This window comes from Synechococcus sp. MU1625 (genome assembly GCF_020514205.1).
Taxonomy (GTDB): domain Bacteria; phylum Cyanobacteriota; class Cyanobacteriia; order PCC-6307; family Cyanobiaceae; genus Parasynechococcus.
The window spans coordinates 1-26350 of sequence record NZ_VTLA01000006.1; the positions used below are offsets into that span (position 1 = coordinate 1).

The 26350-nt window shown below is 57.2% G+C and carries 36 protein-coding genes and 1 tRNA gene; 11 read left to right on the forward strand and 26 right to left on the reverse strand.

Annotated features, from left to right (window positions below; all coding sequences use genetic code 11):
• Window positions 1-405: 405 nt before the first annotated feature.
• Window positions 406-612: a YqaE/Pmp3 family membrane protein gene (locus tag FZX13_RS09910; RefSeq protein ID WP_115024159.1), complete on the forward strand. Its 207-nt coding sequence runs from the start codon at window positions 406-408 to the stop codon at window positions 610-612.
• Between the two features lie 8 nt (window positions 613-620).
• Here FZX13_RS09910 and FZX13_RS09915 read toward each other — a convergent pair whose 3' ends face one another.
• Complete coding sequence (locus FZX13_RS09915) at window positions 621-1823, reverse strand: DUF389 domain-containing protein (protein WP_226409449.1); 1203 nt, start codon at window positions 1821-1823, stop codon at window positions 621-623.
• Window positions 1824-1836: 13 nt separating this feature from the next.
• Window positions 1837-2631: a prohibitin family protein gene (locus tag FZX13_RS09920; protein ID WP_226409450.1), complete on the reverse strand. Its 795-nt coding sequence runs from the start codon at window positions 2629-2631 to the stop codon at window positions 1837-1839.
• Window positions 2632-2807: 176 nt separating this feature from the next.
• Here FZX13_RS09920 and FZX13_RS09925 point away from each other — a divergent pair, with 176 nt between their 5' ends.
• Entirely contained in the window at window positions 2808-2969 is a 162-nt protein-coding gene (locus tag FZX13_RS09925) for a hypothetical protein (protein ID WP_226409451.1), read from the forward strand.
• On the opposite strand, the gene FZX13_RS09930 is transcribed toward FZX13_RS09925, so the two are convergent.
• The gene (locus FZX13_RS09930; protein ID WP_166017501.1) at window positions 2952-3230 is read right to left on the reverse strand and encodes a hypothetical protein; all 279 of its coding nucleotides are present in this window, start codon (window positions 3228-3230) and stop codon (window positions 2952-2954) included. The genes FZX13_RS09925 and FZX13_RS09930 overlap by 18 nt on opposite strands.
• A gap of 564 nt (window positions 3231-3794) precedes the next feature.
• Here FZX13_RS09930 and FZX13_RS09935 point away from each other — a divergent pair.
• Window positions 3795-4088 (forward strand): hypothetical protein, encoded by a 294-nt coding sequence (locus tag FZX13_RS09935; protein WP_115095007.1) that lies wholly within the window; start codon window positions 3795-3797, stop codon window positions 4086-4088.
• Between the two features lie 6 nt (window positions 4089-4094).
• Here FZX13_RS09935 and FZX13_RS09940 read toward each other — a convergent pair whose 3' ends face one another.
• Window positions 4095-4391: a hypothetical protein gene (locus FZX13_RS09940; RefSeq protein ID WP_115024151.1), complete on the reverse strand. Its 297-nt coding sequence runs from the start codon at window positions 4389-4391 to the stop codon at window positions 4095-4097.
• A gap of 107 nt (window positions 4392-4498) precedes the next feature.
• Here FZX13_RS09940 and FZX13_RS09945 point away from each other — a divergent pair, with 107 nt between their 5' ends.
• The 4 genes from FZX13_RS09945 to FZX13_RS09960 all read left to right on the forward strand — a co-directional run bounded on the left by FZX13_RS09945 (window position 4499) and on the right by FZX13_RS09960 (window position 6412).
• On the forward strand, window positions 4499-4987 hold the full coding sequence (locus FZX13_RS09945) for a hypothetical protein (RefSeq protein ID WP_226409452.1): 489 nt from the start codon (window positions 4499-4501) through the stop codon (window positions 4985-4987).
• Window positions 4988-5142: 155 nt separating this feature from the next.
• Window positions 5143-5349: a hypothetical protein gene (locus FZX13_RS09950; protein WP_226409453.1), complete on the forward strand. Its 207-nt coding sequence runs from the start codon at window positions 5143-5145 to the stop codon at window positions 5347-5349.
• Window positions 5350-5430: 81 nt separating this feature from the next.
• Window positions 5431-5715 carry a hypothetical protein gene (locus tag FZX13_RS09955; protein ID WP_226409454.1) on the forward strand — a complete coding sequence of 95 codons (285 nt, stop codon included), beginning with the start codon at window positions 5431-5433 and terminating at the stop codon, window positions 5713-5715.
• Window positions 5716-6094: 379 nt separating this feature from the next.
• Window positions 6095-6412 (forward strand): DUF3288 family protein, encoded by a 318-nt coding sequence (locus FZX13_RS09960; RefSeq protein ID WP_226409455.1) that lies wholly within the window; start codon window positions 6095-6097, stop codon window positions 6410-6412.
• Window positions 6413-7450: 1038 nt separating this feature from the next.
• Here FZX13_RS09960 and FZX13_RS09965 read toward each other — a convergent pair.
• Both FZX13_RS09965 and FZX13_RS09970 read right to left on the reverse strand, forming a co-directional pair.
• Window positions 7451-7648 carry a hypothetical protein gene (locus FZX13_RS09965; RefSeq protein WP_226409456.1) on the reverse strand — a complete coding sequence of 66 codons (198 nt, stop codon included), beginning with the start codon at window positions 7646-7648 and terminating at the stop codon, window positions 7451-7453.
• Between the two features lie 113 nt (window positions 7649-7761).
• On the reverse strand, window positions 7762-7947 hold the full coding sequence (locus tag FZX13_RS09970; protein WP_226409457.1) for a hypothetical protein: 186 nt from the start codon (window positions 7945-7947) through the stop codon (window positions 7762-7764).
• A gap of 828 nt (window positions 7948-8775) precedes the next feature.
• Between FZX13_RS09970 and FZX13_RS09975 the strand changes: the two genes are divergently transcribed.
• Window positions 8776-9078: a DUF1330 domain-containing protein gene (locus FZX13_RS09975; RefSeq protein ID WP_115095185.1), complete on the forward strand. Its 303-nt coding sequence runs from the start codon at window positions 8776-8778 to the stop codon at window positions 9076-9078.
• 312 nt (window positions 9079-9390) lie between these two features.
• On the opposite strand, the gene FZX13_RS09980 is transcribed toward FZX13_RS09975, so the two are convergent.
• Window positions 9391-9537 (reverse strand): hypothetical protein, encoded by a 147-nt coding sequence (locus FZX13_RS09980; RefSeq protein ID WP_226409458.1) that lies wholly within the window; start codon window positions 9535-9537, stop codon window positions 9391-9393.
• 27 nt (window positions 9538-9564) lie between these two features.
• On the opposite strand from FZX13_RS09980, the gene FZX13_RS09985 reads away from it, so the two are divergent.
• Window positions 9565-9720 carry a hypothetical protein gene (locus FZX13_RS09985; protein WP_226409459.1) on the forward strand — a complete coding sequence of 52 codons (156 nt, stop codon included), beginning with the start codon at window positions 9565-9567 and terminating at the stop codon, window positions 9718-9720.
• Window positions 9721-10352: 632 nt separating this feature from the next.
• Here the strand turns inward: FZX13_RS09985 and FZX13_RS09990 are convergent.
• The 6 genes from FZX13_RS09990 to FZX13_RS10015 all read right to left on the reverse strand — a co-directional run bounded on the left by FZX13_RS09990 (window position 10353) and on the right by FZX13_RS10015 (window position 13886).
• On the reverse strand, window positions 10353-10532 hold the full coding sequence (locus tag FZX13_RS09990; RefSeq protein ID WP_115024138.1) for a hypothetical protein: 180 nt from the start codon (window positions 10530-10532) through the stop codon (window positions 10353-10355).
• A 216-nt stretch (window positions 10533-10748) separates the two neighbouring features.
• Entirely contained in the window at window positions 10749-10925 is a 177-nt protein-coding gene (locus tag FZX13_RS09995; RefSeq protein ID WP_170952154.1) for a hypothetical protein, read from the reverse strand.
• Between the two features lie 833 nt (window positions 10926-11758).
• Window positions 11759-11923 carry a hypothetical protein gene (locus tag FZX13_RS10000; RefSeq protein WP_170952153.1) on the reverse strand — a complete coding sequence of 55 codons (165 nt, stop codon included), beginning with the start codon at window positions 11921-11923 and terminating at the stop codon, window positions 11759-11761.
• Between the two features lie 277 nt (window positions 11924-12200).
• The gene (locus FZX13_RS10005) at window positions 12201-12896 is read right to left on the reverse strand and encodes a ParA family protein (RefSeq protein ID WP_226409460.1); all 696 of its coding nucleotides are present in this window, start codon (window positions 12894-12896) and stop codon (window positions 12201-12203) included.
• 579 nt (window positions 12897-13475) lie between these two features.
• Entirely contained in the window at window positions 13476-13655 is a 180-nt protein-coding gene (locus FZX13_RS10010; protein ID WP_226409461.1) for a hypothetical protein, read from the reverse strand.
• Between the two features lie 157 nt (window positions 13656-13812).
• Window positions 13813-13886 (reverse strand) — tRNA-Arg (locus FZX13_RS10015).
• Between the two features lie 88 nt (window positions 13887-13974).
• On the opposite strand from FZX13_RS10015, the gene FZX13_RS10020 reads away from it, so the two are divergent.
• Window positions 13975-14721 (forward strand): helix-turn-helix domain-containing protein, encoded by a 747-nt coding sequence (locus FZX13_RS10020; protein WP_226409462.1) that lies wholly within the window; start codon window positions 13975-13977, stop codon window positions 14719-14721.
• A 19-nt stretch (window positions 14722-14740) separates the two neighbouring features.
• On the opposite strand, the gene FZX13_RS10025 is transcribed toward FZX13_RS10020, so the two are convergent.
• Together FZX13_RS10025 and rsmI are read right to left on the reverse strand one after the other, a co-directional pair.
• A complete protein-coding gene (locus FZX13_RS10025) occupies window positions 14741-14977 on the reverse strand; it encodes a hypothetical protein (RefSeq protein ID WP_115095031.1) in 237 nt (78 codons plus the stop codon).
• A gap of 19 nt (window positions 14978-14996) precedes the next feature.
• Window positions 14997-15854, reverse strand: coding sequence for a 16S rRNA (cytidine(1402)-2'-O)-methyltransferase (rsmI, locus tag FZX13_RS10030; RefSeq protein WP_226409544.1), 858 nt, complete (start codon window positions 15852-15854; stop codon window positions 14997-14999).
• A gap of 26 nt (window positions 15855-15880) precedes the next feature.
• Between rsmI and FZX13_RS10035 the strand changes: the two genes are divergently transcribed.
• The gene (locus tag FZX13_RS10035) at window positions 15881-16798 is read left to right on the forward strand and encodes a 3'(2'),5'-bisphosphate nucleotidase CysQ (protein ID WP_226409463.1); all 918 of its coding nucleotides are present in this window, start codon (window positions 15881-15883) and stop codon (window positions 16796-16798) included.
• Between the two features lie 7 nt (window positions 16799-16805).
• Here FZX13_RS10035 and FZX13_RS10040 read toward each other — a convergent pair whose 3' ends face one another.
• From FZX13_RS10040 to rpmH, 11 genes are all read right to left on the reverse strand, one after another.
• Window positions 16806-18971: a polyribonucleotide nucleotidyltransferase gene (locus FZX13_RS10040; protein ID WP_226409464.1), complete on the reverse strand. Its 2166-nt coding sequence runs from the start codon at window positions 18969-18971 to the stop codon at window positions 16806-16808.
• Between the two features lie 107 nt (window positions 18972-19078).
• Window positions 19079-19381 (reverse strand): 30S ribosomal protein S14, encoded by a 303-nt coding sequence (rpsN, locus tag FZX13_RS10045; protein ID WP_115024129.1) that lies wholly within the window; start codon window positions 19379-19381, stop codon window positions 19079-19081.
• 57 nt (window positions 19382-19438) lie between these two features.
• On the reverse strand, window positions 19439-20521 hold the full coding sequence (locus FZX13_RS10050) for an RIP metalloprotease (RefSeq protein ID WP_226409465.1): 1083 nt from the start codon (window positions 20519-20521) through the stop codon (window positions 19439-19441).
• A gap of 24 nt (window positions 20522-20545) precedes the next feature.
• Window positions 20546-21823: a serine--tRNA ligase gene (gene serS, locus FZX13_RS10055; RefSeq protein WP_226409466.1), complete on the reverse strand. Its 1278-nt coding sequence runs from the start codon at window positions 21821-21823 to the stop codon at window positions 20546-20548.
• A gap of 42 nt (window positions 21824-21865) precedes the next feature.
• Window positions 21866-22090, reverse strand: coding sequence for a hypothetical protein (locus FZX13_RS10060; protein WP_115024124.1), 225 nt, complete (start codon window positions 22088-22090; stop codon window positions 21866-21868).
• Between the two features lie 15 nt (window positions 22091-22105).
• Complete coding sequence (locus tag FZX13_RS10065; RefSeq protein ID WP_226409467.1) at window positions 22106-23596, reverse strand: AAA family ATPase; 1491 nt, start codon at window positions 23594-23596, stop codon at window positions 22106-22108.
• Entirely contained in the window at window positions 23593-24129 is a 537-nt protein-coding gene (locus FZX13_RS10070; RefSeq protein ID WP_226409468.1) for a DUF177 domain-containing protein, read from the reverse strand. The genes FZX13_RS10065 and FZX13_RS10070 overlap by 4 nt, the downstream gene beginning before the upstream one ends.
• Window positions 24126-25256, reverse strand: a complete 1131-nt coding sequence (yidC, locus tag FZX13_RS10075) for a membrane protein insertase YidC (protein ID WP_226409469.1) — start codon at window positions 25254-25256, stop codon at window positions 24126-24128. Before yidC ends, FZX13_RS10070 begins: the two co-directional genes overlap by 4 nt.
• A 56-nt stretch (window positions 25257-25312) precedes the next feature.
• Window positions 25313-25720 (reverse strand): PH domain-containing protein, encoded by a 408-nt coding sequence (locus tag FZX13_RS10080; protein ID WP_166017471.1) that lies wholly within the window; start codon window positions 25718-25720, stop codon window positions 25313-25315.
• Window positions 25717-26103 (reverse strand): ribonuclease P protein component, encoded by a 387-nt coding sequence (locus FZX13_RS10085; protein ID WP_226409470.1) that lies wholly within the window; start codon window positions 26101-26103, stop codon window positions 25717-25719. Before FZX13_RS10085 ends, FZX13_RS10080 begins: the two co-directional genes overlap by 4 nt.
• A 63-nt stretch (window positions 26104-26166) precedes the next feature.
• Window positions 26167-26304 (reverse strand): 50S ribosomal protein L34, encoded by a 138-nt coding sequence (rpmH, locus tag FZX13_RS10090; protein WP_115024114.1) that lies wholly within the window; start codon window positions 26302-26304, stop codon window positions 26167-26169.
• Between the last annotated feature and the right edge of the window lie 46 nt (window positions 26305-26350).

Sequence of the window (26350 nt, forward strand, 5' to 3'; positions counted from 1 at the left end):
ACCTGGCTGCTGCTGAGTCCACTCCTGTGGCTCTGCAGGCTCCTGCCATCGGTTGATCTGGAATCAACAAACGATTCAGATCAACTGAATCGGAAAGCCCTCACCGCAAGGTGGGGGCTTTTTGTTGGGCATTGACCGGTCAAAGGATCAGGCCAACAGCCTGAAAGCACGACACGATCACTCCCTCTATTGCCAGTGAGTTTGGCGATGCAGGATGTTTTGAAGGATGATTTTTTGTTGAGCGCTGGGTCTTCTGGTTAGGACTCCTTGTGCAGTGGACCCTAAGGCTCAACATTGTGTTGTCTTTGTCCATGCCTGGTGTGGCATGCGTGGTTAGTCAGGAGCGCGAGCTGCTCCGCTCTCGGTGGTGATTGCTAAGACAAGAGAACTTGCATGATCCTTCCCATGACCTGCGGCGATATCTTTCGGATCATCATTGCCCTGTTCATCCCACCTCTGGGGGTGTTTACCCAGGTGGGGCTTTCACGGGCCTTCTGGATCAACCTTGTGATCTATCTCTTTGCTGTGGGCGGCCTTGGTTTCCCTGTCTTGTTCGGCATGTGGCCAGCCGCTGTGATCCATGCCTTGTTTGTGATCCTGACCCGCAAGTGAATAGGTCGTCAGCAGTTTGGCTCTGAACAGATCTCTGCTTCGCTGGGATCTTCCAGTTCCTCCTCATCTACTTGCATTGGTGCAAGTGCAGTGTCGGCTTCGTTGAAAATCTGCTCCAGGTCAAAGAGGCTTTCGTCCACCTCATTGCCTTGCACCACACTTACGTTGATGCGTTGCACCTGCATCTGCAGTTCAAGGCCCTGGAATTGCCATGAAAGCTTGGAGTTGATGTTGTCTTGAATTTCCTGAACCTGTTTGTAGCTCGGCGTCGTCGGATCGGTCACACGCACAACCACCTGAAGGGTTGGGGCCTGGTTTTGTTCCCAATAATTAGGCCAGTCGAACACGATTTTTTCGAGTTCTAGTGCTTCATTCGCACCAAAGGTCAACGTCTCATTCTTGAGGTAGTAGCGGATGTCTGATTCAATCTGTTCTTTGGCGGCCTCCTGCTTGAGTTTGAACAGGTGTCGCTCATACCTCTCATAGAGTTTTTGACCCACCAGAACGGCCAAGCCCACAGCTAATAGCACTGGCAGGCGTGAGCGTCGCCGGCGTCTGAGTTTCTCGCGGAAATACGGCTCTCGAATCGCCAGCACGCTGATTCCACCAATCAGAATTCCCAGCAGGTTGGCGGCATAGAGAAGTGCAGCCCCTTGAGCGCCGCTCAGATCCTGGGCGGAGAGCATCAATCCCATCACGCACACCGGTGGAACCAGAGCTACGGCGATGGCTGTGCCCGCCATGGAGCTCACAGCACCAGGATTCACCTTGGCGTAAGTGGCGACAGCACCCGCTGCCAGCGCGATCCCCAAATCGAGAATATTGGGTTCCAGTCGAGCTGTGACCTGTTCAGGCAGGGCCTCCACTAAAAGCAAGCCTTGGCTTCGTGCGATGAGGCCCAATCCCATCGACAGGAACAGGGTGATACCTGCACCAGCTGCAAGGGTGATCAGGGATCGGGACAGCAGCCTGGCTTGTCCGATCAGAACAGCAAATACCGCCACTCGCAGCGGCAGAATCCAGGGGGCAACGACCATGGCCCCGATGACCACGGCGGCATTGTTGGCAAGCACCCCCAAGGTGGCAATCAGGCTGGCACCAATGGTTAGAACGATGAAGGATTCGTTCAGCAGTGCTTCGCCGTCGTAACTGCGGTGCAGTGCGTCAAGACGATCTTCCTCTTCGAGAAGCGATTGTTGATCAACAACCACGGCTGTCGTTCCATCAGCTGCGACGCCCCACAATTACTGGAGGCGTGCTGCTGTTGCTGCCCGGAAGTGCCGGTACCACTTCCGTTTGCCCATCCCATTTGTCGAGGAACAGTTTGTAGAGCACTTGGTCGTCAAGGCTGCGATTGAGCGTGTCGTAACGGAGGGCTTCCTGTTCAGCGATCTTGACTTCGGTCTGGGCGCGGAGCAGTTGCTGCTCAGCAATCTGCTTCTGCTCAATGGCGGCGCGATATTCCTCGGCGATCTGCAGGCCTGTGAGGTCCAGACCGCGGACTTCCACGTAATCAAATTTGTCGAGCTCTTCTGCCACAGTTCGCTCCACCAATGCGGAGATGTCGTTCCATTCAGTGGCAATGGTGACGAGCTCGTATTGGGAAAACACTGACTTCAGTGCTTTCAGCAATGACGGCTGGATAATGCGGGGGTAGATCTCACGGTCGTTACCGGCGATTGTCCGGTAAATCCGTCCGGCCTCATTGGGACGGACGGCATATTTCACGGTCGCGGTGGCCTCAATGACTTGAAGGTCCTTGGTGAGAGTGGCGAATTCTTCTGGTTTGACCTGGGTGCGCACATCAAAGGGGTACACCGCTTGAACAAACGGGACCTTGAGATTGAGGCCAGGCAGACGCGATCCTCCGCTCACCTTGCCCAAGGTGGTGACCACGGCAACTTTGCCGGCCGGAACGATGAACAGGGCCTGTCCCAACAACAACAATGTGCTGAGAACGACGGCGACCAGCACGGCGAGGCTGTTGGCGGGGTCGTTGATCCGTCTAGGGCTTTGCATCCTTAGGCATGTACTTGTTCTGATGATGTCGGGTTTGGGCGTGCACCGTTGTCTCAGTGCCTGGTTTTCCACTGAATCGACACCGTCTGGAACTGACTTGCAGGATTCATGGAGTCATCAATCTTCCCAAGACTGGAGAAATATGGAGAGGATGAAAACACTCGAGATTGGTGATATTGGTGCTGATTCTGATGGTGCAATTAACACTCTATGTGTTCAGTATCTTTGATGAATTTGAATTTGATGCCTCTGATGGTGGTGCACTTAATGCCTGGTCTAGTCCATTTGTCTCGAGTATTGGCCTGGTGTCTGACTGCTTCTTAGTTCATCCAGAGTGATTTGAAGGCGCTTGGATGTGCATCGCGCATGGTCATGGAGGTTTCACGGATGAATGTGATGCACGCCTTTGATCCGTCAAACACTTTTGCTTTGATCATCATCTCCATGGCTTGCTGAAGTGTTTTTCCTTCTCCGAGCGCACCATCGATGATCTTCACCGCCTTGGTGGGTTCACAACGACCCAGCTCCTGAGCGCGGGAGGCTGACGAGAGAACACTTAGGGCAATCGACAGCAGTAGCAATCCGACGAGTGCACGCATTTTGCCTGAATGTTGTGTTGGCTGGATGGAGCCTATGGGGTGTAGCTGGATTGATATGACTCCTTTCTGGTGGAGTTGTCTCAGGATGTCACTGGATTGCGTCAGTGCTGAAGCGTTAGCCGCTTCATTGAGCTCAGATCACAGAAAATAGTGATCATCTCAATACCCTGCATGCTGGCCAGGACAAGCTCCTTGGTCTTGAAGGCCGTTAACACTGTGTTGGTTTGACGTTGAACAAGCCATAAAAAAACCTCCGTTGAACGGAGGAATAGGCCAAGTAATCCCCATCACCTGGCGTTTCCATAAGTGTAGTGCTTCTCGTGAAGTTTGTGCAGCTGATCCACCACACCTAGCGGGATCAACCTCACGGCGCGCCACATCCTGGGGGCTTATCCACAGGGCGGTGGAAAAACCTGTAGAACTTTGTTGTCGCCGTTTCTTCAAATGGCCTGCAATCACTAGGTCGTTCAGGTAAGCTGTGGATATCCCCATCACCCGGCCGCCCGTTCGAGGCGGCTTTTTTGTGTCTGCCCTGTCAGTCTGGGCCTGTATTCCACAAGCCCCATGACGGTGAACCGTGAGCAGGCCAGGGACGCACTGGCGACACTTCTCGAGGTTTTCGCAGGGCCGAACTACTCCGGTGCTTTGCGCGATGGCGATCTCACGACCCGACTCGAGCGATGCACAGGCTGGGTTAAAGCTGAAGCATCAGAGGCAGCATCCCTGATCGAATCTTGCGTTCCCCATGGCAAGCCGATGCTTGCTCAGGCCAAGCAACGACTTGCTGCTCTTCAATCGTTGAAGACTCTGCAGGAGGTTGCTATCCATCATTTCGGCTCGCTGGACGATTCCTGTTGATGGTCGTCAGTCGCGACGCAGCCAAGGGGAAGCATTGCTGAACCAGTCTCCGAGATCATCTTCTGGGTGCTCGGGATCCTCTGGATGGCGTCGCCCCAGGTCGAGGTCGGCGATCAAACCGTCGAGCCCGTGTTGTGCACCTTCCCGTTGAAAACGTTGCGCTCTGTTCACCCATGTGCTCACGCTGCGATCGCGCTCGGCAAATTTTTGAAGGTAAACACGTTCCTGGAGCGACACGAATTGTCCCTGGGCCAATCGACTGCAGATGTCTTGAAGTTTTAATCGTGTTGACGTGGTCAGCATGATCAGTTCACGTTTCTCAGGTGATAGGGAGTTCCGTGCTTGGCTTCAGTGGCTCAAGACACCCTTTCTGGCACTGGGGAAGGACCTGGTTTTCATATTCTGACGGCATGGATCACGATGAAATCCCGAGCCTGACGCCGATCCCATCGCATACGTCCTGGTTGGAACGCTGTGGAACTCTCTTGTGTCCTCAGGACGATCCAGCATTGTTTGGCTCAGCAGATGCTGACCTGTATTTCGATCCCGTGGGTCGGCCGCGTTTTTATGTGATGCGGATCCGCCGCCGTCCTCCTGTTCTCAAGGCGATGACGCGACATCATCGCGTGAGTCAGTGTTTGGGGTCTGCAGATGCACAACCCTGGTGGCTGGCGATGGCCCCCTCAACGGATCCTGGCTGTCCGCCTTCTGCGACCTCCATTGCCCTGATCAAGTTCCAACCTGGTGAAGCATTCAAGCTTCATCCGGGAACTTGGCATGCCGGACCCTTTATTCATGAGCGATCGGCTTTATTTTTCAACCTCGAATTAAGAACGACCAACGAAGACGATCACAATTCTCTGTTGCTGGGGCAGTCGTTGCATTTGAAGTTGATTTGATCGCCCAGAGCTGTAACAGCGTGAACAGCAGAAAAGAGCCTGCATGGCCTAATATTTTTTTGTAGCTACTGCTACAGACGTTCACTTCGCTGCATGGCGAAGCGCAGTTCGACTCAGGGCATGGAACGGGGCCTGAGCTTTCTACGAGGAACACCATGAATGCTCTTCAGCTCCTGAAAGAGCGCGAGCTGCGCGCGCAGCTCCGCAACAACTCCAAAAAGGCAGCGGCCCGCGGATCTGAATCAAGTGATTACACCTCCGCTCATCTCTCTCCGGTCAAGCTGGCTAAAGAGAAAGTCTTCTCCCCCCAGTTGAAATACAGAGGGGTGTCTTACGAAGCGATGCGTGCCAATTGGCTTTGATCCTTGTTTCATTCAAGGGATGAAGCCCCGCCTCGGCGGGGCTTTTTGTTTGGATGGTCAGACTTCGAATTCAAGTTGATAGTGTCATTTGATGTCGCGACCACAGGATCACTGTCCTATCTGGATGTCAGAGATCAATTGCCATCGATTGATCCCGAAAATCTCTCTCCGCAAGATGTTCTGACCATTCTTCTTCATCTTTTCCATCAACAGCCCGGTTTTGTTGATCGTGGCCATGAGCTGAACAACAAAGAGACGGCGTGGGTCAATGGTTTTCTTTTTCGCCTTCACAATGATGCGACTACTGAACGGCTCTCCATCGAGGAGCTTGGCTCAAGCGTTGACAAAATCTCTGCTTTGCGTTGATTACAACAGCTGATCAAGCGATCCCAACGAGTTTCTGTTGATCCTGCTCATGATCGGCATGGCCCTCGAACCTTTGTGAAGTTCGAATGAATGCCATGTTTGCGGTTCAGGAGTTGACAGTGGATGGTTGGTCGAATCGTGCAGAGCATTCCTCCAAAGACAATGCGTTTTGGCATGCACGTGCCCGTAGTGATGCTGATGGGCACACGTATCGATTGATCAGCGAGGAGAAGCATGTTGTTTGCCTGCTCACCAGCCGCGGTTCCGAGTGCTGGGAGCTCGACTGACGTCGTCCTCAGGCTGTCGGGTGCTGTTAGGTGTCATCAGTACTTCGATCTGATGTGCCGCTTTGATCGATCTGTTCGGGCATGATCGTTGCATGACCGACAACACCCAACAGACGCATCCGCTCTACGCCATTGATCGCGATCAGATCGATGCTGTGTTGGGCCACGATGGCGAGCCAGGCCCTCAGCAGCTGACAACGATCGCCGCATTGTTTTCTCGATATGCGGATTTTCCTGGAGCAGATGACATCCGCGATGACCTGCAGAAATGCCTCACGCTTTGGGGGCTTTCTCGCGAAGATCTAAACATCAAGACACGAGAGATCTGGAGAAGCGGCTGGCGTCCGGGACAAGATCCTGTCGCTGAGGGTGTTGGCTCAGGGGCTGACGTTGAAGATGCTGAATCTTGATGCTTTCTGCGATTGGATCGCAGTGAACTTGCTTTCAAGGTGAACATGGAAACTTATTGATTTTCGATGTTGTTTGAGGGCTCTGAATGAAAGCTAAAGCTGGTGACTCTCGTTTCTTGCAGGCTTCCCAAGTCAAAGCCAGGGTTCAAGTCTCCAAAGAGGAAGGCCGCCCTCCCCGATGGAAAGACGGCCTAGCTCGCTCGTTTGTGCATGGTTCAACCCATCACTTCAGAAAAGAGAGAGGGTCGAAGCTTCTGGCTCGTGGCGCCCTGGGGCCATGTGCTCTAGGTGTTGGGTCGTTTTCTCCGAGGGCACCTAAGGCGGTGCAAGTGGAGCGTCGATTGGCGTGGCGGACCATTGCGCGCCTACCAAAGGACCAACCCAGGTCATGGGTGAGACTGTTGGAGCAGGGGCCAGAAAGTCAGTCTGCTTCTTAAAACTGCTCGGTTGGACCGTCGTCTTTCATGAACGCCTCCGATCTCGATGAACTCAGTTTTGTGCCTTTGCGGCACAAAGTCATCGGCATTAAGGCGCATTGCCTTGATGGCCTGGCCCATCGATTGTTGGGGTGGCGTGCCTAAGCAGGCGTTCCCTAGGTTTTTCAGTCGGGGCGGGGACGCCTCAAGCTCTGTCGCGAGACCACAAGCAAGCTTGAGCTGCCATGGCGAGGGCTGATTGAGCAAGGGACTGGGTGTCGACGAATGATCAGTCGCTTAAAGCAGTTCCCTTGTTTTTGTTTGATCCGAGTTTGATTGTCGTGCGTTCGTGCTGCCTGGTTTGGTTGCAGCTTTGGCTGCGAGAGAGGCCTCGAGGTGCTGCAGTTGGGCTTCGCGCAAGGCTGCTGAGATGTCCAGGTTGTGGTCAGTCATCGATTGGCGTTCCAGGCAGCTTGCGCGGTGCACGTGGCTGCCTTGAGTGGGCCTACAGGGCTGAATCTTCATAACGCTAGTAAGGAGTCAATGGAGCAGAAGCTGTCGACAGACCTCGGTCTGGACTTCGACACATCACTGGGCTCGACCTGTTGAGCTGCTGGACTTCTCAGCGCTTGATCGATGCCCGTTCTGATTCTGTGAGGTACTCCTCAATGAGGGGGGAGCAATCGCCACGCTGAATGGCTGCGATCTCACGTTCGATGTTCTGGATGAAAAGCTGGTTTCCGTTCTTCTTGGCTACCGCAAGCACACGGTTCAGGCGTTCCAGTTCGCTCTGCTGCTCGTCGTTTATGTTTTGGCTCATCATCCCGATCCTCAACCTGACAGAGATTGCTCAAGCCATCTGTGGGCATTGGCTTGATGTGTTGCTGATCTCTACAGATATTCAGGCCTGTGTCTTACGTCAAGCGCCGCCGCTCATGCCGCCTCTGATGCCTTGTCGTCATACAACGCTTTGAGTTGGTCGAGCTCAACCATCAGATATTGAATTTCAAGCCAGTCTGTCGAAAGGTCGATGGCGGTTTCCAGGCGGTCAATCTGACGCTTGAGAAGCTCCGGCATCGCGCCAAGTTGCTGAATGGTTCTCATGTAACCGTGCTTCACGCTTGACGCAAGATGGCTTGCTTACAGGTTGTCTTGCGCTGTCTTGCTTCGGGCTCGAAACAGTTGATTTGTCGATTCAAGATCGATCAGGTCTTGTTTTGTCGCTGGTGCGGTAGTTGGTTGCGTAGGGGAAGACATATCCACATTCCATCCCCTTGAGTTTCTTCTCCGCCAGGTAAAGGCTGTGCGTCAAGTGGCACCGGTTTTCGGCATCGCACACCATGAATTGGCTTTCTTCAGCTTTTTTGATGGCTGAGCCTCTTGGTGTCTACACAATTAGATCTGTTGGGGGCATCGGACTTGCTTAAGACGCTCTTGTGTCATGGCCTTGGTGGCTCTCGTCTTGGGGTGGTGAATGCAACGTTTTCAGGCGTTCGTCGCTTCGCATCCTGCAAACACCCCGTCACGACCGCAGAGGAAACCCTGGAGTGGGCAAGTGCTGATGCCGTGAAATCTTCATTTAACTCATCGACTACCCAGTTTTAAAAGCTTTTCTAGCTTCAGAGCTTTCAATAGTTTTAATCCCCATCCTGCTGGAGCAGGTCGGACTATTGCCTGCTCAACTTGTAATTGATTGTGGTTGTTTTTTGAGTCAGTCATGATTACTAAAAGGAGCTGTGATGGCAGCTCCCCTATGGATCCCGATAGACCAAAACAAAGCTATGCGATTTCTCGAATTAACACTGATCAATGTATAAAAGTTCAGCGAGAGAGACTTGCCTTCATGAAGCTGGGTAAGCAAGCTCGCATCGATGTTGACGCCTTGGCGCAGCACTGGGATGCCGGACCTGAGTCATGCAATGCTGCGGACATCTCTTGTTGAGCGAAATGGCCAAGGGCTACTGGAGCGTTTCTGGCGCAATCACCAACCCTGAAGGAATGGGGGCGTACATCTCAGCTGCCGAGCCCTATCTGGCTAATTGCGGAGCGCGATTTCTCTGCAGAGATCTCCAGACGGATGTTCGCGAAGGCAATGCAGGACATCTGACCGTGATCATCGAGTTCGAATCACTGGCTGCAGCGAAAGCTGCCTATGAGGCGCCCGAATATCAAGAGATGCTCCAGCTTCGTCAACCCCACAGCAATGTCTCGCTTTCAATCCTTGAAGAAGGTGATCGCGCCGCTCACTAATGAGAGGCGTCGTCGGGGTGGCAGGACTTCCTTTCAGTTCTGTTGCAACCGCGACAGGCGGTAGGGGCGGGGAACGGGAATGATTCCCTCAGTCACCTCAAACCGATGGGATTCCTCGCTGTTGCAGGCTGCATGCTCTTAGCCACTGCCATGTCCGCAGCTTTAACCAGCAAGCCCTCTAAAGCCTGAGGTTGGGAGGGGGCGAGCTTGGCGGCGGCCCCCAACAGATCAGGCCAGCTTCACAACGAAGCGCTGAACAGACCTAGGGCCAACCTAGGTTTTTTTGTGCTCATGCGTACCAAGCATTAACGCCTAATTGGGCGTCGAGTGGATGCAGCGCAACGCCATTGAGGCGTTGAACAAGATGTTGAACAGGCTGGCGACGGTGTTCACCACCAGTGCGATAAAGCTCTTCCACGGCGTCAGAATGGCGGCATGGGCAAGACCAACGATCTGCATTCATGGCATGAGGGCCTGCGTCAGCCAATGGGAGGTAACCCTCTGCATGAACCCGTCATGGCGGCGATCCACGGCTACAGGTTCAACGATGAGTTCTGGCGTCTTAACGACCAGGGCTATCCAGAGCCTTTGTTGGAGCCCATCCTCGGCCGATGGGAACAGCTGCACGATCCAGAGGATTGAACCTGGCGCAAGTGCTCACTGCAAAGTGCTCACTACAAAGTGCGATAACGCCAACCTGACTCCCCCCGTTCAGAAGAGGAGTCAGCTTTTGCTTCGGCGCCCAATGGCAAGGGTTAGGCCATTGGATGGAGGTTTCCTGCGGCGGGAACTTCCGTTAGCAGCTTGGGTTGAAGCAAGGGGGCGTTGGCTTCAGATGACGCGGAGACGCGGTTCAAATGAGCAACGGCAAGGTTGCGAAGTGAGATTGCGCTGATCTGACTCCTCCCCTTCATAAGAGGAGTCAGGCTGTGCATTGCTGTGTCGGCGTTTAGGACGCTGTTCTGACTCCTCCGGTTGAGAAGAAGAGTCAGCTGACACTCAGCGCCCAATGGTTATTGGAGGAACCATTGGATGGAGAGCTCGAAGCTCCAAAGTCACCATCACCCCGGTCATGGTTTAGGTGCCGTTCGAATGAGGCGATGGCAGCGACCAAATGAGCGGCAACGACGTTGTGGCGTTGGTTTTCACCCCCAGTCCGATCGGCACAAAAAAGCTGGGTTGTCACACCCCGGCTCATGCGCAGATGAACCTGTTGATCGGCTGACATCCGACGCTCTGCTGGTTCGTGTCTTCTCCCTCAGCCTGATGATCGATTAGTTGAGGAGTTCCGTCTCGTCGGCCAGCCTCTTGTTGATGTGGCGGCGAGTTTCTGCAACGTGGCGATGTTGCGCCCACAACTCCATCACGAACTTGGCGAGTCGTTCCTGTCGCTTCCCTGGCTGCTCCGGCAGCGAAGGGTCCTGCTCTGTCACTTCTGGAAATCCAGCGTTCATCTAGATCGGCTGCTCGTACTCAACCCCTAGCTAGATCCTCCATTCAGGACCACATTCCAATGAGAAGCCCCCGCCAAAGGCAGGGGCCACGGAACGCGTTTCAGGAGTGTCACCTTGTTTCCACTCCCGTGAGGCGATCCTCCTCACAACTTCAAGCTGGCAAAGCTGCTGGCACTGTGACAACAAAAGTGGACAGCTGCTGACTCGTCCAGGCCATCAGCCCTGCTGGTCTGCCTCCTCTTCCTCTGATCGCAGAAACCTCTTGCGTTGAGCCGATTCCAGGCCGGATGTCTCTGCTGTTTCGCGATTAGGTGTGTTGGTGCTGCTCTTCTCGTCCTGCTGCGCAGGTTTGTCGAGCCCCATCAGTAGGGGGTGAATTCCTCTTCGGCTCATTTGTCGTTGGTCGTTATTCAGATCTCGCGTGGTGGCGTTCCGGCCCAACCGCGTGGGATGACGCTATCGACACTTGCGTCGGTCTGTTGGCCTCCGTCTGTTTGCCTTGGTCGGGTGCTGGTCAAGGGGGGCGCTTGCACGATCCCGGTGCGACGAGGTCGCCTAAGAAAGTTGCTCGCTATGAGCCCTTAGTTCGTTGGGGGGAGCGACGGAATTTGCACCGACTTTTCAGGCAGTTTTCGGTATCCGGAAAATCTGCTAGTAGTCAGTCCATTGCTATCGCTGGCAACTAACGAGATGCCTGCCGACCCATAAGTGGGAGAACTCCCAACTGCTCACCAATGTCGATCACGGTGCGCTGTTCTTTCTGTTTGACGAAGGCCGGGAGCTCTCTACTGGTGGCCGACGAATGAACTCTCAGTGTTATCTGCGATCTTGTCGCGCCAATCAGGCCCCAGCTCTGTGGCCAGATCTTGCTCAACAGAACGGAGGTAACGCTTCCGTTGAGCTGACTCCCAACCCAACCATTTGGGAGCTTGCTTTCGCTGTGTCCTTGTCATGCTCAGAGAATCTCAGATCGTTAACCCCCTGCGGGTTAAGAGCAGGTTCTTGCCTGGAAAAGCTTTGTCAGCCACTTGCCAACCAGCGCAGAGGTACCCATCACGCCCTTAAGTGCATAGGAGGGGGGCAGCTCCTCATGAAGACGCTGTCGGCTCGCCATTGGCAGATGCACTCCAGCTTCACCCGCAGCCCATCCACGTCAACCAAATGCTGTCGCATGTGCTGCAGCCTTATCCCCCGCCAAAAAAAATTGGGTTGAAGCGCCCGCACCATTAGCCATTGCTCTGCTTGCAAGGGCTTTCACCCCGCTTCAACTTCACCCACATCGCCTTTTCAAGAGCCGTGAGTTTTGGACAGGTTTCATTGAGCACTTCGAGGGCACGAGACTTGGCATCCCGGATGTATCGCGTCGTCCGGTCGAGTTCGTCAAAGGCCATAGCTATTTATTAGGTATGGCTATCAAGTTAAAAACTCCGAACAATGCGACTTGCATCAAGTGGCACAGAATTGACTCCCCCTGGAGGGATGCTGTGGAAGATCACCTTAAGAAGATGCTATCGATGTGCTGCTAACAAAAGCTTCGCAGCGAATGTTCGACGTTGATGAATTCAAGAAGACGCTCCAGGGTTCATGCCAGTGGCATGTTGAAAGTGTTTTCCTAAGGCGTCACTGGCCCGGCATTCAGTCGGTTTTGCAGTCAATTTGCAGCCATGTTTAAGCGGCTATACGCTGTTCAATGGGTGTGAAGTCCCATCCAATCGGTGACTGAATTTGATTCAGCTTTCGGTGCTCTTCGAATAGATCTTCAATTTCCCTGCAGGCTGTGCTGTATGCCGCCCAACCAGTCATTCTTCGTGGATTTGCTCGCCCACGCTTGTCAATCGCTTGGTCAACGGTGACTCCTTCTGTTTCTGCTTGTTCAAATGCGCTAAGCAATGGAATTTGTGCGTCTAGAACCTTGATGTCGAATCCTTGAAGCAATTCTTTGGCTTTTTCTGCTGCGGCTTCTTTGCGTGAATCAACTTTCACGAGTAGTGCAGCGTAGGGGATCTTGTATTGCCTCAGCATCTGTGACATTTCAACAGTTAATTCGATTGATCTGCTCTGCGTAGTAGTGGGCAGCAGAATGAAATCGGCTCCCTCTACTAAATTTTTCATTTCTTCTTCGTTGCTGCTTGCTTGTCCATCTGTGACAATAATCTCTGCCAATCGAGTGGCTTTGGCTGCCGCTTCAATCGGCACGACTGGGCAGGGCAAGAGTCCTCTTGCGCCATAAGCAGTGGCTGATCTATTGCGGTCGGCATCAACCAGGACTACCCGTTTTTGTTGATGGCTCCAGGTTGCTGCTATGTGAACGCTGCTACACGTTTTGGCAACACCACCTTTTTGGCCAAAAACAGTGATGAACATCACGCAGCGACTAATGACTCCTTAAAGGATCGCGTTTTTTTTCTGGAAGGCAATACGTGGGTTGTTGCTGCTTCCGCGATGAAAGCGTCAGTCAGATTCGGGTCCCCAAGTCATTTTCAGACAGCGCAACCACCTTCCTTAAGAGGTATGGGCGACTGTGGGCTTCGTCTGCGAACTGCCAAAAAAAAGGAGAGGTCCCACCCTCTCCCTGCACGACGCATCACCCCCTCGCCAAAAGGGAGCGAGTTCACATTGACGTAAGAAATACCTATTAGTGGTTGCCATGACGACCAAAAGAGTACTGAGGTCAGGAACCCACAAAAAAGGAGGCTCCCTATTCCCTCCTCTGGTGATCTATTCGCCCCTCCTCGAAGGGGGGAGCTGACGGTCGCTATTCAACGGCTCCTATCCCATCGGTAGAAGAGTCCATTGGTTAGTCGTTCCGGAGATTCCTCTCAGGTGAAACCACCGGTCAATTGACCATGTCGTTCATGGGGCAATGACGTCGGTCGTAACCCTGGGCTTGATCTGCTCAACGCGTGTCTTGTTACTGAACTGATCGATCTCTTCGCGGTCAGGTCAGAACAACCAGGCCCCCAACAGCACGCCGATTATCAGACCTTTCAGCCAGACCAGCGCAGCCATCTGGTACTCAGAGAGACCGAGCTTTCCCTTGATCCAGAAGAAGACCTTCTTATCTGCGAAGACGACAGCGCGGACCGGTTTCCACGGCGCAAGACCATTCAGACGCCAGCTCATCAGCATTTGACGGCAGTTAATCGCTGTATAGCGACGGCCCTCACAAATCAACCAGTTGGTGGAAAGCAGCTACCGCCAACACCTCAAGAAGCAATGCAAGCGCTGGGCACCGAGGTGGGAGAAGGAGATGGATTGGGCACCTGAGGCTGGAACTGAACGCCCCCTGATGGATTCGAACCATCGACCGACTGCTTAGAAGGCAGTTGCTCTATCCAGCTGAGCTAAGGGAGCAAGCGAACTCATTTTGGCAGGCTGCTTCAGGCGGGCTGGATTCCCATGCCTTTTGCCTCCTAAGGTGATGAGCTGTTGGTCGGCATCAATGGCGCCGCGTCGTCTCAGCGACAGCGAGAAGCAGGATCTGGTCGGTCGCTACAAGGCCGGCGAGTCAACAGCTGCTTTGGCTGAGGCCTTCGGCTGCAGCCCCAATACCGTCAGCCGCACGGTGAAGTCACTGCTGCCAGCTGATGCTTATGCCGCGCTGAAAGCCACTCGCCTCAAGGGATCGACGGCCTCTACCCCGGTCAAGCCCGTTATTCAGGCTGAACCGGAGGCCCCTGCTGTTGCATCCCCACAGAAAGAGCCCGAGGAAGACTCCCTCACAGGTGATGAAAGCAGTCTGGCCCTCGAAGATGCTGATGATTTCGGCGAGGACGCTGAAGAAGAGCTCAACGAAGACGACGACATCGGCATCACTGAGACCTTCACAGAGCTCGTGCCCCTCGTCGGTGTTGGCGACCTCAGTGATCGACCCCTGAATCAGGCGCAACCGTTCAGTGTCGATTTGCTCCCTGACAGCGCCTACATGCTCGTCGACAAGGTGGTCGAGCTGGATGCCCGGCCCCTCAAGGAGTTTCCAGAGTTGGGCTTCTTGGATGACGCCGAGCAGACACGCCAGGGACTGTGTCTGTTTGCGAGTCCTCGAGAGGCCAAACGCCAGTGCGGTCGCAGCCAAAGAGTGATCAAGGTCCCCGATACCGCTGTCTTTCAGCGCACCAGCAGCTATCTGCTTGCCCGAGGCATCACAAGGCTGGTGTTGGATGGAACGCTGATCGCGCTTGACGCCTGAGCGATCCAGCTGAACACCACTAATCGAATCGATCGCGTTGATCGGGAAGCAAGACAGCGGTGCTTGTTCCGCCACTGATCACGCCAATCACCAGCGCTATCCCCACGAGAAAACCGGTGGGAAGAGGAACGGAGCGCTGCCCCCCAAGCTGGAGCGCTTGGCGATCCTGAAGGTTCTGCGCTCCAAGGCAGAGCAGCAGCAGGAGCAGCAGGCCGCTCCCCAGGCTGATCAGCAGAAGACGCAGGCGAATCAACACAGCACAACCGTCGACAGGCTCAGTTTGACGTGCCCTGGTGCAGGAGGGAATACAGCCGTCGTCTTGACAGACCTGTGGCCTGGGCCAATTGCCGTGCCGCGTCACTGGCGGTTGCGCCGGCATCCTGCAACGCCTGCAGCTGCTTGAGCAGGTCACTGTCGTCGGGTTCCTCCGGCTCTGCCGGTTGTGCTCCTCCCAGCACAACAGTGCATTCACCCTGCGGAGGGTGATGCTGAAAGTGCTGCAGGGCTTGTTCCACCGTCGGCCCTACCTGCTCTTCGTGGCGTTTGGTCAGTTCTCGTGCCACCTGAAGGGCACGGCTTCCTCCGCAGTGTTGCTGAAGTTCCTCGAGCAGCGTGATCAGTCGGTGTGGTGCTTCGTACAGCACGGTGGTTCGGCTTTCGTTGCTGATGGCTTCGAGGCGGGCCCGTCGCTCCTTCCCCTTGGCAGGCAGAAATCCTTCGAAGCAAAACCGTCCGCTGGGCAATCCACTGCTCACAAGAGCAGTGGTGGCTGCGCAGGGGCCTGGAATACAGATCACCGGATGGCCGGCCTGGTGCGCAGCAGCCACCAGTTCTTCGCCGGGGTCGCTGATGCCAGGCAGGCCTGCGTCACTGATCACGGCGAGGCTTTGCCCTTCAGCCAGAACATCCAGAAGTTGGGGCACGCGTGTGCGGGTGTTGTGCTGATGAAAGGACACCTTGCGGGCGCTGGAGCCAAGGTTGCTCAGCAGCTGTCCGCTGTGCCGGGTGTCCTCACAGGCGATCACATCGACGTTCTTCAGCAGATCGCGGGCTCGCGGGGATAGATCCCCCAGATGACCAATGGGGGTGCCCACCAGATAGAGGCTGCCGCCGCTTGGTTCATCCCGCTGCATCACAATGGCGAGCGCCTGCATTGATCATGATGCCCAGCTCTGCCGTTCTCCCCTCCGGCGTCAACCAGGAGGCTCTGCTGACGGAACTTCGTCGCCTCAGCTGGGGAGCAGCCGACATCTTGCGGGCCTATGCCCGCGGTGAGCAGCCCCCTCACGGTTTTCCCAAAGCTTTGAGTGTTGATGACGGCGGAGAGGGGCCGGTGTCTGCGGCTGACCTGGCCGTAAACAAGTGGTTGCTGGATGGTCTGTCCAGCTCCTTTGCGGATGCCGACTGGACGCTGTTGAGTGAGGAGACTGCTAGAGAGCAGCTCACTGAAGGCCAACCACTGCCTGCAGAGTGGCTCTGGATCCTCGACCCCCTGGACGGCACCAAGGATTTCCTGCAGGGCACAGGTGAATATGCCGTTCATCTGGCTCTGGTGCGGGGGCGGCGCCCCGTTCTTGGGGTTGTGCTGTTGCCGGAAGCCGACGAACTTTGGATCGGCATCGTCGGCGAAGGAGCATGGTGTGAAGACCGCCAGGGTGAGCGGTCGCCGGTTCGCTTCAGCGACAGAACCTCGGTTTCGGATCTGATCCTGGTGGCCAGCCGCAGCCACCGCGACGACCGTCTGGTGAAGCTGATTGATGCCCTCAATCTCGGCGGTTCCAAAGCAGTGGGCAGTGTTGGCTTCAAGGTGGCCACGATCCTCAGGGGCGAGACCGACCTCTACGTCTCCCTATCCGGCAAGAGTGCTCCCAAGGATTGGGACATGGCGGCTCCGGAAGCGGTGCTGCTGGCGGCCGGTGGTCGCTTCACCCATGCGGATCAGGCCGACCTCACCTACAACACCGGCGATGTCCGTCAGGCCGGCTGTCTGATCGCCAGCCATGGAAAAGCCCACGCCGAGCTCGGAGAGCGTGCGACGCGGGCCATGGCCGAGATCGATCCCGGCTTTCAGGTCTGAGACCTGATCAGCTGAGCGGTGCTACCGGGGTGGGCTGAGGCTCCACCTCGGAGGTCTCACCGGCCTGGGGAACACCGCGCAGGGTGAGGTTGATGCGTCCGCGGTTGTCGATTTCTCGGACCCGCACGGTGACTTCGTCGCCCACCTTCACGACATCCTCGACCTTTTCCACCCGCGCTTCGGACAGCTGCGAGATGTGGATCATGCCTTCCTTGCCAGGAAGAATCTCCACAAAGGCACCAATGGGGATGATGCGGGTGATCGACCCGGAGAACACCTCGCCTTCGTTGACCTTGCGGGTCAGGCCTTCGATGATCTTCTGGGCTTCTTCAGCTGCAGCACCATCGTGGGACGCGATGGTCACGATGCCGCCGTCCTCGATGTCGATCTTGGTGTTCGTGCGTTCGGTGATGCCCTTGATGGTGCGTCCGCCGGGACCGATCACGGTGCCGATCAGCTCAGGATCAATCCTGAAGCTGAGCAGGCGTGGGGCGTGAGGAGAGAGGTTGTCCCGCGGAGTGTCGATCGCCTCGAGCATTTTCTCGAGGATGTGGAGTCGCGCCGGGCGCGCCTGGTTGACGGCTTCGGCCACCGTCTTCACTGGCAGGCCGGTGATCTTCATGTCCATCTGCAGGGCTGTGATGCCCTTTTCGCTTCCGGCCACCTTGAAGTCCATGTCGCCGAGGAAATCCTCGATTCCCTGGATGTCGGTGAGGATCCGCACCTCATCACCCTCCTTGATCAGACCCATTGCAGCGCCACTCACGGGGGCCTTCAACGGCACACCAGCGTCCATCAGGGACAGGGTGCTGCCGCAAACAGAACCCATGGAGGTGGAGCCATTGGAGCTGAGCACTTCGCTCACCACACGCACCACATAGGGGAAGGTGTCCTTCTCAGGTAGAACCGGAAGAATGGCCCGCTCGGCCAGGGCGCCATGGCCGATTTCACGACGACCGGGTGAGCGCATCGGCCGGGTCTCACCGACGGAGTAGGGAGGGAAGTTGTAGTGGTGCAGGTACAGCTTCTCGGTGTTGGGATGGAGGTCGTCCATCTCCTGGGCATCGCTGGGAGTGCCGAGCGTTGCGGTGGACAGCACTTGGGTCAGTCCGCGCTGGAACAGACCGGATCCATGCACACGCCGCGGAAGCACGCCGGCCATAGCGCTGATCTGACGCACCTCGTCGAGGCCACGCCCATCAACGCGCTTGCCGTCCTTAAGGATCTGTTGCCGCATCAACTTTTTGGTCAGCGCCTTGAAGCTGTTGCCGAGCAACTTCGAGCTGCTGGCCAGAGCCTGGCGGACGGCATGGTCGTCCTTGAGGGCTGCGATGGCTTCTGAAACCTCGCCCTTCACGGTCTCCAGGGCTGTGTCTCGTTCCTCTTTGCTTTGATCAAACTTGCTGAGGACAGCACTGATGGCTTTGGTGCATTGCTTTTCCAGATAGGCGGGAACTGTGCTGTCCTGTTCGGGGGTCTCCGGCTTCACCTGGGTGATGCCCAGATCCTTGAGGAGTTGTTCCTGAGCCTTGATGAGTTCGCAGATCGCTTCGTAGCCGAAATCAATCGCTTCGATCACGTCCTGTTCCGGCAGCTGGTTGGCACCTGCCTCGACCATCACCACGCCGTCAGGGGTTCCGGCGACCACGAGGTCCAGATCACCCCGTTCAATTTCCCGGTAACTCGGATTGAGGACGAAATCGTCCCCCAGCAGACCCACGCGCACCGCCGCCATGGGGCCGTTGAAAGGGATGCCTGCCAGAAGGGTGGCAATGGAAGCGCCCGTTACCGCCAGAACATCGGCGGGGACCCTTTCATCGAGAGACAAGCAAGTGGCCACCACCTGCAGGTCATCACGCATCCAGCTGGGGAACAAGGGCCGCATGGGGCGGTCAATCAGCCGAGCCGTGAGGGTGGCCCGTTCTGGTGGGCGGCTTTCACGACGCATGTAGCTGCCGGGAATGCGCCCAGCCGCATAGAGGCGCTCTTCGTAGTCGCAAATCAGTGGCAGGAAATCAATGCCCTCACGGCCCCCGGAACGGGTTGCTGTGACAAGCACGGCGGTGTCGCCACACTCCACCAAGACGGATCCTCCCGCCTGAGGGGCAAAGCGCCCGGTGGTCAGTCGAATCTCACGTCCGTCAAAGGAGATCGACTGGGTTTGTCCTTGCACGACGTCTTATGTCCTTTTGTCAATGCCAAGTCTGACATTTCATGGCTGCTCTTCACAAGAAAGGGGAGGTCAAACCTCCCCGTGACAACGCCATGGCGAGGAATGGATCACCAGCTGGACTTGACCACGCCGGGCAGTTCTCCTTTGTGGGCGCGCTCACGAAGCTGGTTGCGGCAAAGGCCGAAATCCCTGTAAACACCGCGGGGCTTGCCTGTGGCCCAGCAGCGGTTGCGAACACGGATGCGTGCACTGTTGCGGGGGAGAGCCTGAATCTTGCGGTGGATCTCAAGACGATCCATCGGATCTTCGGCTGCATTAAACGCTGCCATCAGTGCTGCGCGCTTCGCCGCATAGCGCTCAACCATTTTCTTGCGCTTCACATCGCGAGCGATCATCGACTTCTTGGCCATGCAGCGGGGGGCAGCGAGCGATTGAATCGTCAACGATACACGGGCGCCCTCTCTGCCTCAGCGACCCATCAATTGCTGAACCACGGGCAGCTGACTGGTGTCACGCACGATCAGCACAAGGGTGAGACCCACCAGAAGAAGAAAACCAGATTGTGCAAAGGCCATTTGAATCCGTTCCGAAACAGGACGACCGCGAACGGATTGGATCGCAAGCATCATCATCTGCCAGCCATCGAGCAGTGGCAGCGGGAGCGAATTGAGCACCGCCAGATTGATCGAAATGAGTGCTGAGAAGAGCACCAACCCCGATCCCCCCTGCTGGCTGAGCTGAGCCCCCATTTCAACGATCTTCACCGGACCACTCACCTGGCCTGCCGTGGCTCTGAAGTTGATGAACAGACCGGCGTAGCCACGCACGGTTTGCTGCAGCAGTTGGCTGAACTGGGAGCCTGTGGTGAGAAGGAGTTCCCCGGGATGACGCACTGGGCGCATCGTTCCGCTGATGTTGGCTTGCAGTTGGGCCCCGATTTTCCCCATGCCCTGCTGATCGTCGGGGATCAGTTGAACGGTGGTCGTCTCGTCCCCCCGTTTTCGCTCCACACGGATGGATTGTTGCGGTGCTGCTTTCACATCCTGCACCATTGCCTCGACGCCGCGTTGACCTGCAGTGAGGGGTTTGGTGTTCAGACTGAGGATCTGGTCGCCGGCACGGAGGCCGGAGCGGGCGGCGGCTCCACCAGGTTGCACCTGAACCACCAGGACCCCCGGTTCCGGCGCGGCAGGAACACCGACAAAAGCTGCCTGACCCAACAGCACCACCAGAGCCAACGCCAGATTGGCCATCACCCCCGCTGCAACCACCAGGGCTTGCTGGGGGATTGGCCGGTTGCGTAGCAGATCCGGATCATCCGCCGGGATCGAGCTGTCTTCGTCGTCGTCAGGGAAGGCGACGAAGCCACCAAGGGGAAACAGCCGCAGGGCGTAGGTCACACCGCGACGTTGCCTTTTGAGCAGTGCAGGACCGAAGCCGATCGAGAAGCCGCTGACGCGGATGCCCTGGAGCGTGGCTGCAAGGAAATGTCCTGCTTCATGCACCACGATCAGCAGAGCAAGGACCAGGAGGGCCGCCAATACGTTCATATCCCCGTCAGGATTCTGATCGGATCATTCTGGCTGGAGTCGCTCGCGGCCGACGTAAGGCACTAAGGCTTTGGGCAGCAGAACGCTGCCGTCTGCCTGTTGGCCGGTCTCCAGCAGGGCCGCCATGGTTCTGCCGATGGCCAGACCGCTGCCGTTCAGGGTGTGGACCAGTTTCGTTGCCTTGCCTTCTTTGGTGCGGATGGAGGAACGTCGCGCCTGGAAATCGCCACAGACGCTGCAACTCGAGATTTCCCGGTAGGCACCCGCCCCAGGCAGCCAGACCTCGAGGTCGTAGGTCCGGCGCGCTGAGAAGCCAAGGTCGGCGGTGCACAGGTCTAAGACTCGATAGGGGAGCTCCAGGGCTTGCAGCACAGCTTCTGCATCAGCGGTGATCTGCTGGTGGGCTTCCTGGGAGTGATCCGGATGTACAAACCAGTACAGCTCCACCTTGTTGAACTGGTGCAGGCGAATCAGACCTCGGGTGTCGCGGCCGTAGCTGCCGGCCTCACGGCGGAAACAGGGGCTGTAGGCGGCGTAGCGCAGCGGCAGTTGATCCGCCGGGATGATTTCATCCCGGTGTAGGGAGGTCACCGGCACCTCGGCGGTCGGTGTCAGCCAGAGGTCGTCATCCGCGCAACGGAAGCTCTCCTCAGCGAACTTGGGCAGCTGTCCCGATCCGGTGAGGCTGGCGCTGTTCACAAGCACCGGGGGCAGCACTTCCCGGTACCCCTTGCTCCCATGGAGGTCGAGCATGAAGTTGATCAGGCCACGCTCCAGGCGTGCTCCCTGGCCCAGCAAGGTGACGAACCGGCTCTGAGCGATGCGGACGGATCGTTCGGTATCGAGCAGCTGCAGGCGTTCAGCGATCTGCCAGTGCTCTTCCAGGTTGTCTTCAACCCGTGGGCTGCCCCAGCGGCGCACCTCAATGTTGTCCTCCTCACTGCGGCCGTCAGGGCAGGCTTCGGCCGGCAGGTTGGGGAAACCAAGCAGCTGTTGCTTGAGCTCACTCGACAGCTGCTTTTCCTCGTCCTCAAGAACAGCCACCTTCTGCTTGATGGCATTGCCCTTTTGGCGCAGTTCGGCGACGTCCTCGCCTTTGGGATCGGCACCTGCCTTGATCCGCTGGCCGACCTCTTTGCCGATCTGGTTGCCTTCCGCCTGAAGGCTGCTGCGTTGTTGCTCCAGATCACGCTGCTGCTGAGCGATCAGCTGCAGTTTGGTGAGATCAACCGCCTTGCCTCGTCGCCCCAGTTGCTGGGCGATCGTTTCGGGGTTGTCACGCACAAGGCGCTGATCGAGCACGGTTTCAGGGGGGTCAGCGCCGGCAGCCTATGGCAGGCCGTTTCAGAGCACCTGGCCAACCATCACCGCTGCGATGCCTGAAAACAGGGTGATGCCAAGGGCGGTAAGGGGGCTCTGACCCTGAGCAACGGCCATGGTGGTGATCACACCAGCGCCGAGGCAGGCCACACACAGCTGGGTGGCGATGTCGTTGTGGCGCTCCACGGGAGTCAGGCAATTGGTTGGACCGTAGGGAGAGCGCTGGCTGTCGCCTTGATCCAGCGCCACGTTCGTTACGCCGCGTCAGGCTTCGTTACCTGCAGCAACAGAAGCGGGGCGGGCGCGGCCGCCGGCCGCCCACTGTTTCAGCTTCTCCAGCTGTTCGCTGGCTGTGCGTGAGAGAGGGATCAGCTGGGAGGCGGCACCAATCAGATCCGGTTCCGTCAATTCACGGTTGTCGGCAAAGGCCAGGTGCATCGCCTCGATCACGGTTTGCTCCAGCTCGGCTCCAGAGAACCCATCACTACGGCTCACCACGGTCGCTAGGGGAAGCTTCAGCCCAGGTCGTCTCTGTTCCAGATGCAGCTGAAGGATGCTGTTGCGTTCAGCGCTGCTGGGCAGATCAAGCATAAAAATCTCATCGAAACGCCCCTTGCGCAGCAGCTCTGGTGGAAGTTTCTCGACGCCGTTGGCCGTGGCGACGACGAACACCGGTGACTGTTTCTCCGCCATCCAGGTGAGCACGTTGGCCAGAACCCGCTGGGTTGTGCCGCCATCGCTGCGGCCATCTCCCCCGAAGCCCTTGTCGATTTCATCGATCCATAGCACGCAGGGCGCCATCGCTTCAGCGCGTTGGATCATTTCGCGGGTGCGTGCCTCGCTGGCCCCCACCAGACCTGCGAACAGACGCCCCACATCCAGACGAAGCAGGGGCATGGACCAACTGCAGGCGATCGCCTTGGCGGTGAGTGACTTCCCTGTTCCCTGGGGGCCAACAAGCAGCACCCCACGGGGGAGAGGCAGTCCGAAGCGCCGCGCATCTTCCGAGAATGCCCTGTGCCGTTGTTGCAGCCAGGTTTTGAGACCCTCGAGGCCACCAATGGCTTCCGTGCCCGCGTCGCTGCGGCAGAACTCCAGCACCTCACTGCGGGCAATGGTCTGGCGTTTTTCCTCGAGCACGTCTTGAAGATCGTCCGGCCCCAGCTGGCCGCGGCGGGCCAGGGAGCGGGCAGCGACCTGGCGAACCCGCATCTCACTGAGCCCACTGCAGGCCTGCGCCAGTTCATCCAACACATGAGCTGGGAGGGGACTGCCGCTGCTGGTGCTGATGCTGATGATCAGTCGGCGCAGGTCGTCGTTGTCGGGAAGGGGGAGATCCAGAAGGGTGAGGCTTTCTTCGAGATCGCCTGGGGGTGTCCATTGCCCACAACACAGCACCAGCGTGTGTGGGGTAGTGCGTAGCGATCCTTCGAGATTGCGCAGCATCCGGGCGACGCCAGGGTCATCGCAAAAGCGATGAAAATCCTTGGCGAGCAGCAGGGTCGGACTGCCCGCATCCCGTTGCTGGAGCCACTGCAGCATGGCCATCGGTTGACGACTTCCCTGGCCATCGGCATTCACCGGCCCGCTGATGCCATCAATGAAATTCCAGCAGACCAGCTGGCGTGCAAGTCGCTGAGCGGCTTCTCCCAAAAGGCTTTCAACCCGTGCTTCCTCGTTGCTGCGGACCCAGATCAGTGGCGTGCGTGCACGGACCAGAAGGTCGATCTGGTGTCCCCAGGCTGCACTGCTCATTGCTGCTCCAGCCGCTGTTGGAGCTGTTGAAGGGCCTGCCAGCGCGGGTCAACCTCCTTCGATGTGGAGTCTGAGGTCACGGGCTTCAGGTTTAAGCCAGGTGGTCCTGGACAGTGATCACCGCAGTGATTCACGACGGGCAGCATCAGATTGAGCTGCTCGAACGCCCATTGCTGGGGATCGAATTCGCCGCGTGGATCGAGAACATCCACCAGACCTTCCATCTCGGCGACCTCTCCAGAATGCTCTAGCTGGTCGGCCGTTGGTGGGGCTGCGCCCAGCCAGATCAATTCAGAGGGGGCGCAGCTGAGGTTTTGATTGAACTGGTTCAGACAGCGATCGCAACAGAGGGTCACGATCGTGCTGAGTTTCCCCTGAACCGCCAAGACGTTGCCGCGGTGCTCTGCAGAGACATGGCCTCGCACTGGTGTGAGAGAGGGGAGCTGATCGAGCTCTCCCTCAACCTCCCAGACCTTCGGTGTGCCCAAGGCCCGGAGCTCCTGGAGGGGAACAGGCTCCAGTGCCTCGATCACTTGCCCTTCGGTTCAAACGGCAGTCGTGAACCGCCCGAAGTGGCCGAAACCGTCACCGTTTTCTGAGCCATTTGTTGGTCCAGGATTTTCTGGAGATTCTCGGGCAGTGCCTCTTTGCTGAGGATGAAGGTCTGCAGTGCCTGGAACACGTTGGCAATCAGCATGTAGAGCAGAACACCGGCCGGTAGGGGGAAGAACAAGAACATTCCCGTGATCATTACCGGGGTGATTTTGTTTGCTGTGGACTGCTGGGGGTTCGCAGGCATTCCCATGCCCGACAGCAGTTGGGAGATGAACAAGGTGATGCCGAAGCCGGCGACGAGAATGGCGATATCCCAATTGATCGCACCATCGGCATAGAAGCCGACCTGGCCCAGGGCTTTGATGAATAGGAAGCCGCTACGGGCTGCCAGGCCTGGAATCTTTGCTTCAACGGTGGCATCGCCGGCCGCGAGTGCGGTGATCGTTCCGTCATCGCTGACGCTCACGATGTCATCACCCTTGGTCACTTCCCACCTCGGCGCGAAGCGTCCAGAGTTTTCAACACCTGTGAGAACGTCACTGAAGGCTCGGCCATCCTTCGTGTGAAGGTTCACCGTGGCACTGTCGCCAACGCCGATCTTTGTGCCCCTCGGCAGGCTGGCAATCACCGGAACGTGGTCGGTTTCGCTAATGAAGATCGAATGGCTGGCGCTGTTGAACGGCTTGGGTTCAACCGCAGCGATCTGGTCCGCCGGCATCACCTTCATGTTCAAGGTGTACGGAACGTCCGCGAACGGCGAACCCCGCAGCGTTGCAAACAAAGCGAACAGGATCGGCATCTGCACCAACAGCGGCAGACATCCCGCCAGGGGGCTGCCGAACTCCTTCATCACATTGCCCAGTTCCTCTTGCTGCTTCTGAGGGTTGTTGGCAAACCGGCTCTTGATTTCAGCCTGGCGTTTTTGAATCACGGGCTGAGCGATACGCATGCGCCGGGCGCTGCGAATCGATCCTGCGCTCAGGGGATAGAGCGCGATCCGAATGACGAGAGTGAGGGCGACGATGGCCAAGCCATAGCTGGGCACCAATCCATAGAAGAAGTCCAGGATTGGAATCAGCAGGTTGTCGGAGATGTATCCGATCACGTTGAAGAAACGGGGGGGCGGGACGTTGTGAGGCCAGTGTGCATGAACAGCTGCACTCAGGCGGCGAAACCTTCAGTCGATTTCTGCTGCGCATTTGCAGCCCGGCTGCTGATTCGCTCGAGGATGTAGGCCTCCATCTCCCGGAAACGAGGCATCGAGCGCATTTCGAGCCTGGCGCCATCCTGGAGAACCAACACCATGTCTCCCCAGGCGCCAAAGCCTCTGGGAACGGTGCGGACCTCGGTGATCTGGGAATAAACCACTTGGGTTTTGTCTTTTCCCATCCAGCCGCCCGTCACCGAGATCCGGCGACTGGTGATGCGGAAGCGCAGCCACAGGGCACGCACAACGGCGCCGATGGTGAAGGGAAGACCGATCAGCGTGAAGCCGAGCAGAATGTTGAAGATCAGGTCTCCGCGGGCTGGTCCACCGTCGTAGTGGACATCTTCCTGAATGCTGGTCATGGATCCAGTCCGGCGCTTCTCAGAAGACTGTCGCATTCTTCGAGCAACTGTGTGGGTTCGGCTTCCGCGGCTTCTGGACGAAGGCTGATCAAAAGCCAGCGCCCTGCCAGATCGCTACGTCGTTCGAAACGTCGACGCAGGTGCGTGTGCAGAAGTCGCCTGAGGCGGTTCCGCTTGACAGCGCGCTTGCTCACCTTGTTGCTGATCACCAGAGCGCAGCGGCAGGACTGATCCTGGATGCCCCGCATCTCTCGACGAAGCAGATTGGAGTCTCCTGCGGCAACGCGCAGAACCATCAAGGTTCCGTGTTGGCGCTTTGAGGATCGGTGCAAGCGGTTGAAGCATCGATGCCCGCGCAATCGCATGGAGGCGGGAAGGACCATCAACCAATCCTGTTGAGTGGGATCGAAGACGGGATGAACCCCCTGGATTCATCCCGTCTTCGATCAGGCTGCGAGACGAGCGCGCCCGCGTTTGCGACGTGTACGGATCACGCGACGGCCGGTGTGGGAGCGCATGCGTACACGGAAACCCGAGACGCGCTTCCTCTTGCGGCTTGTTCCTCCGAGGGTGCGCTTAGTCATGGACGTCTCCTGGCTACCGGCCGATCTGAATCTGGGATTTTATCAG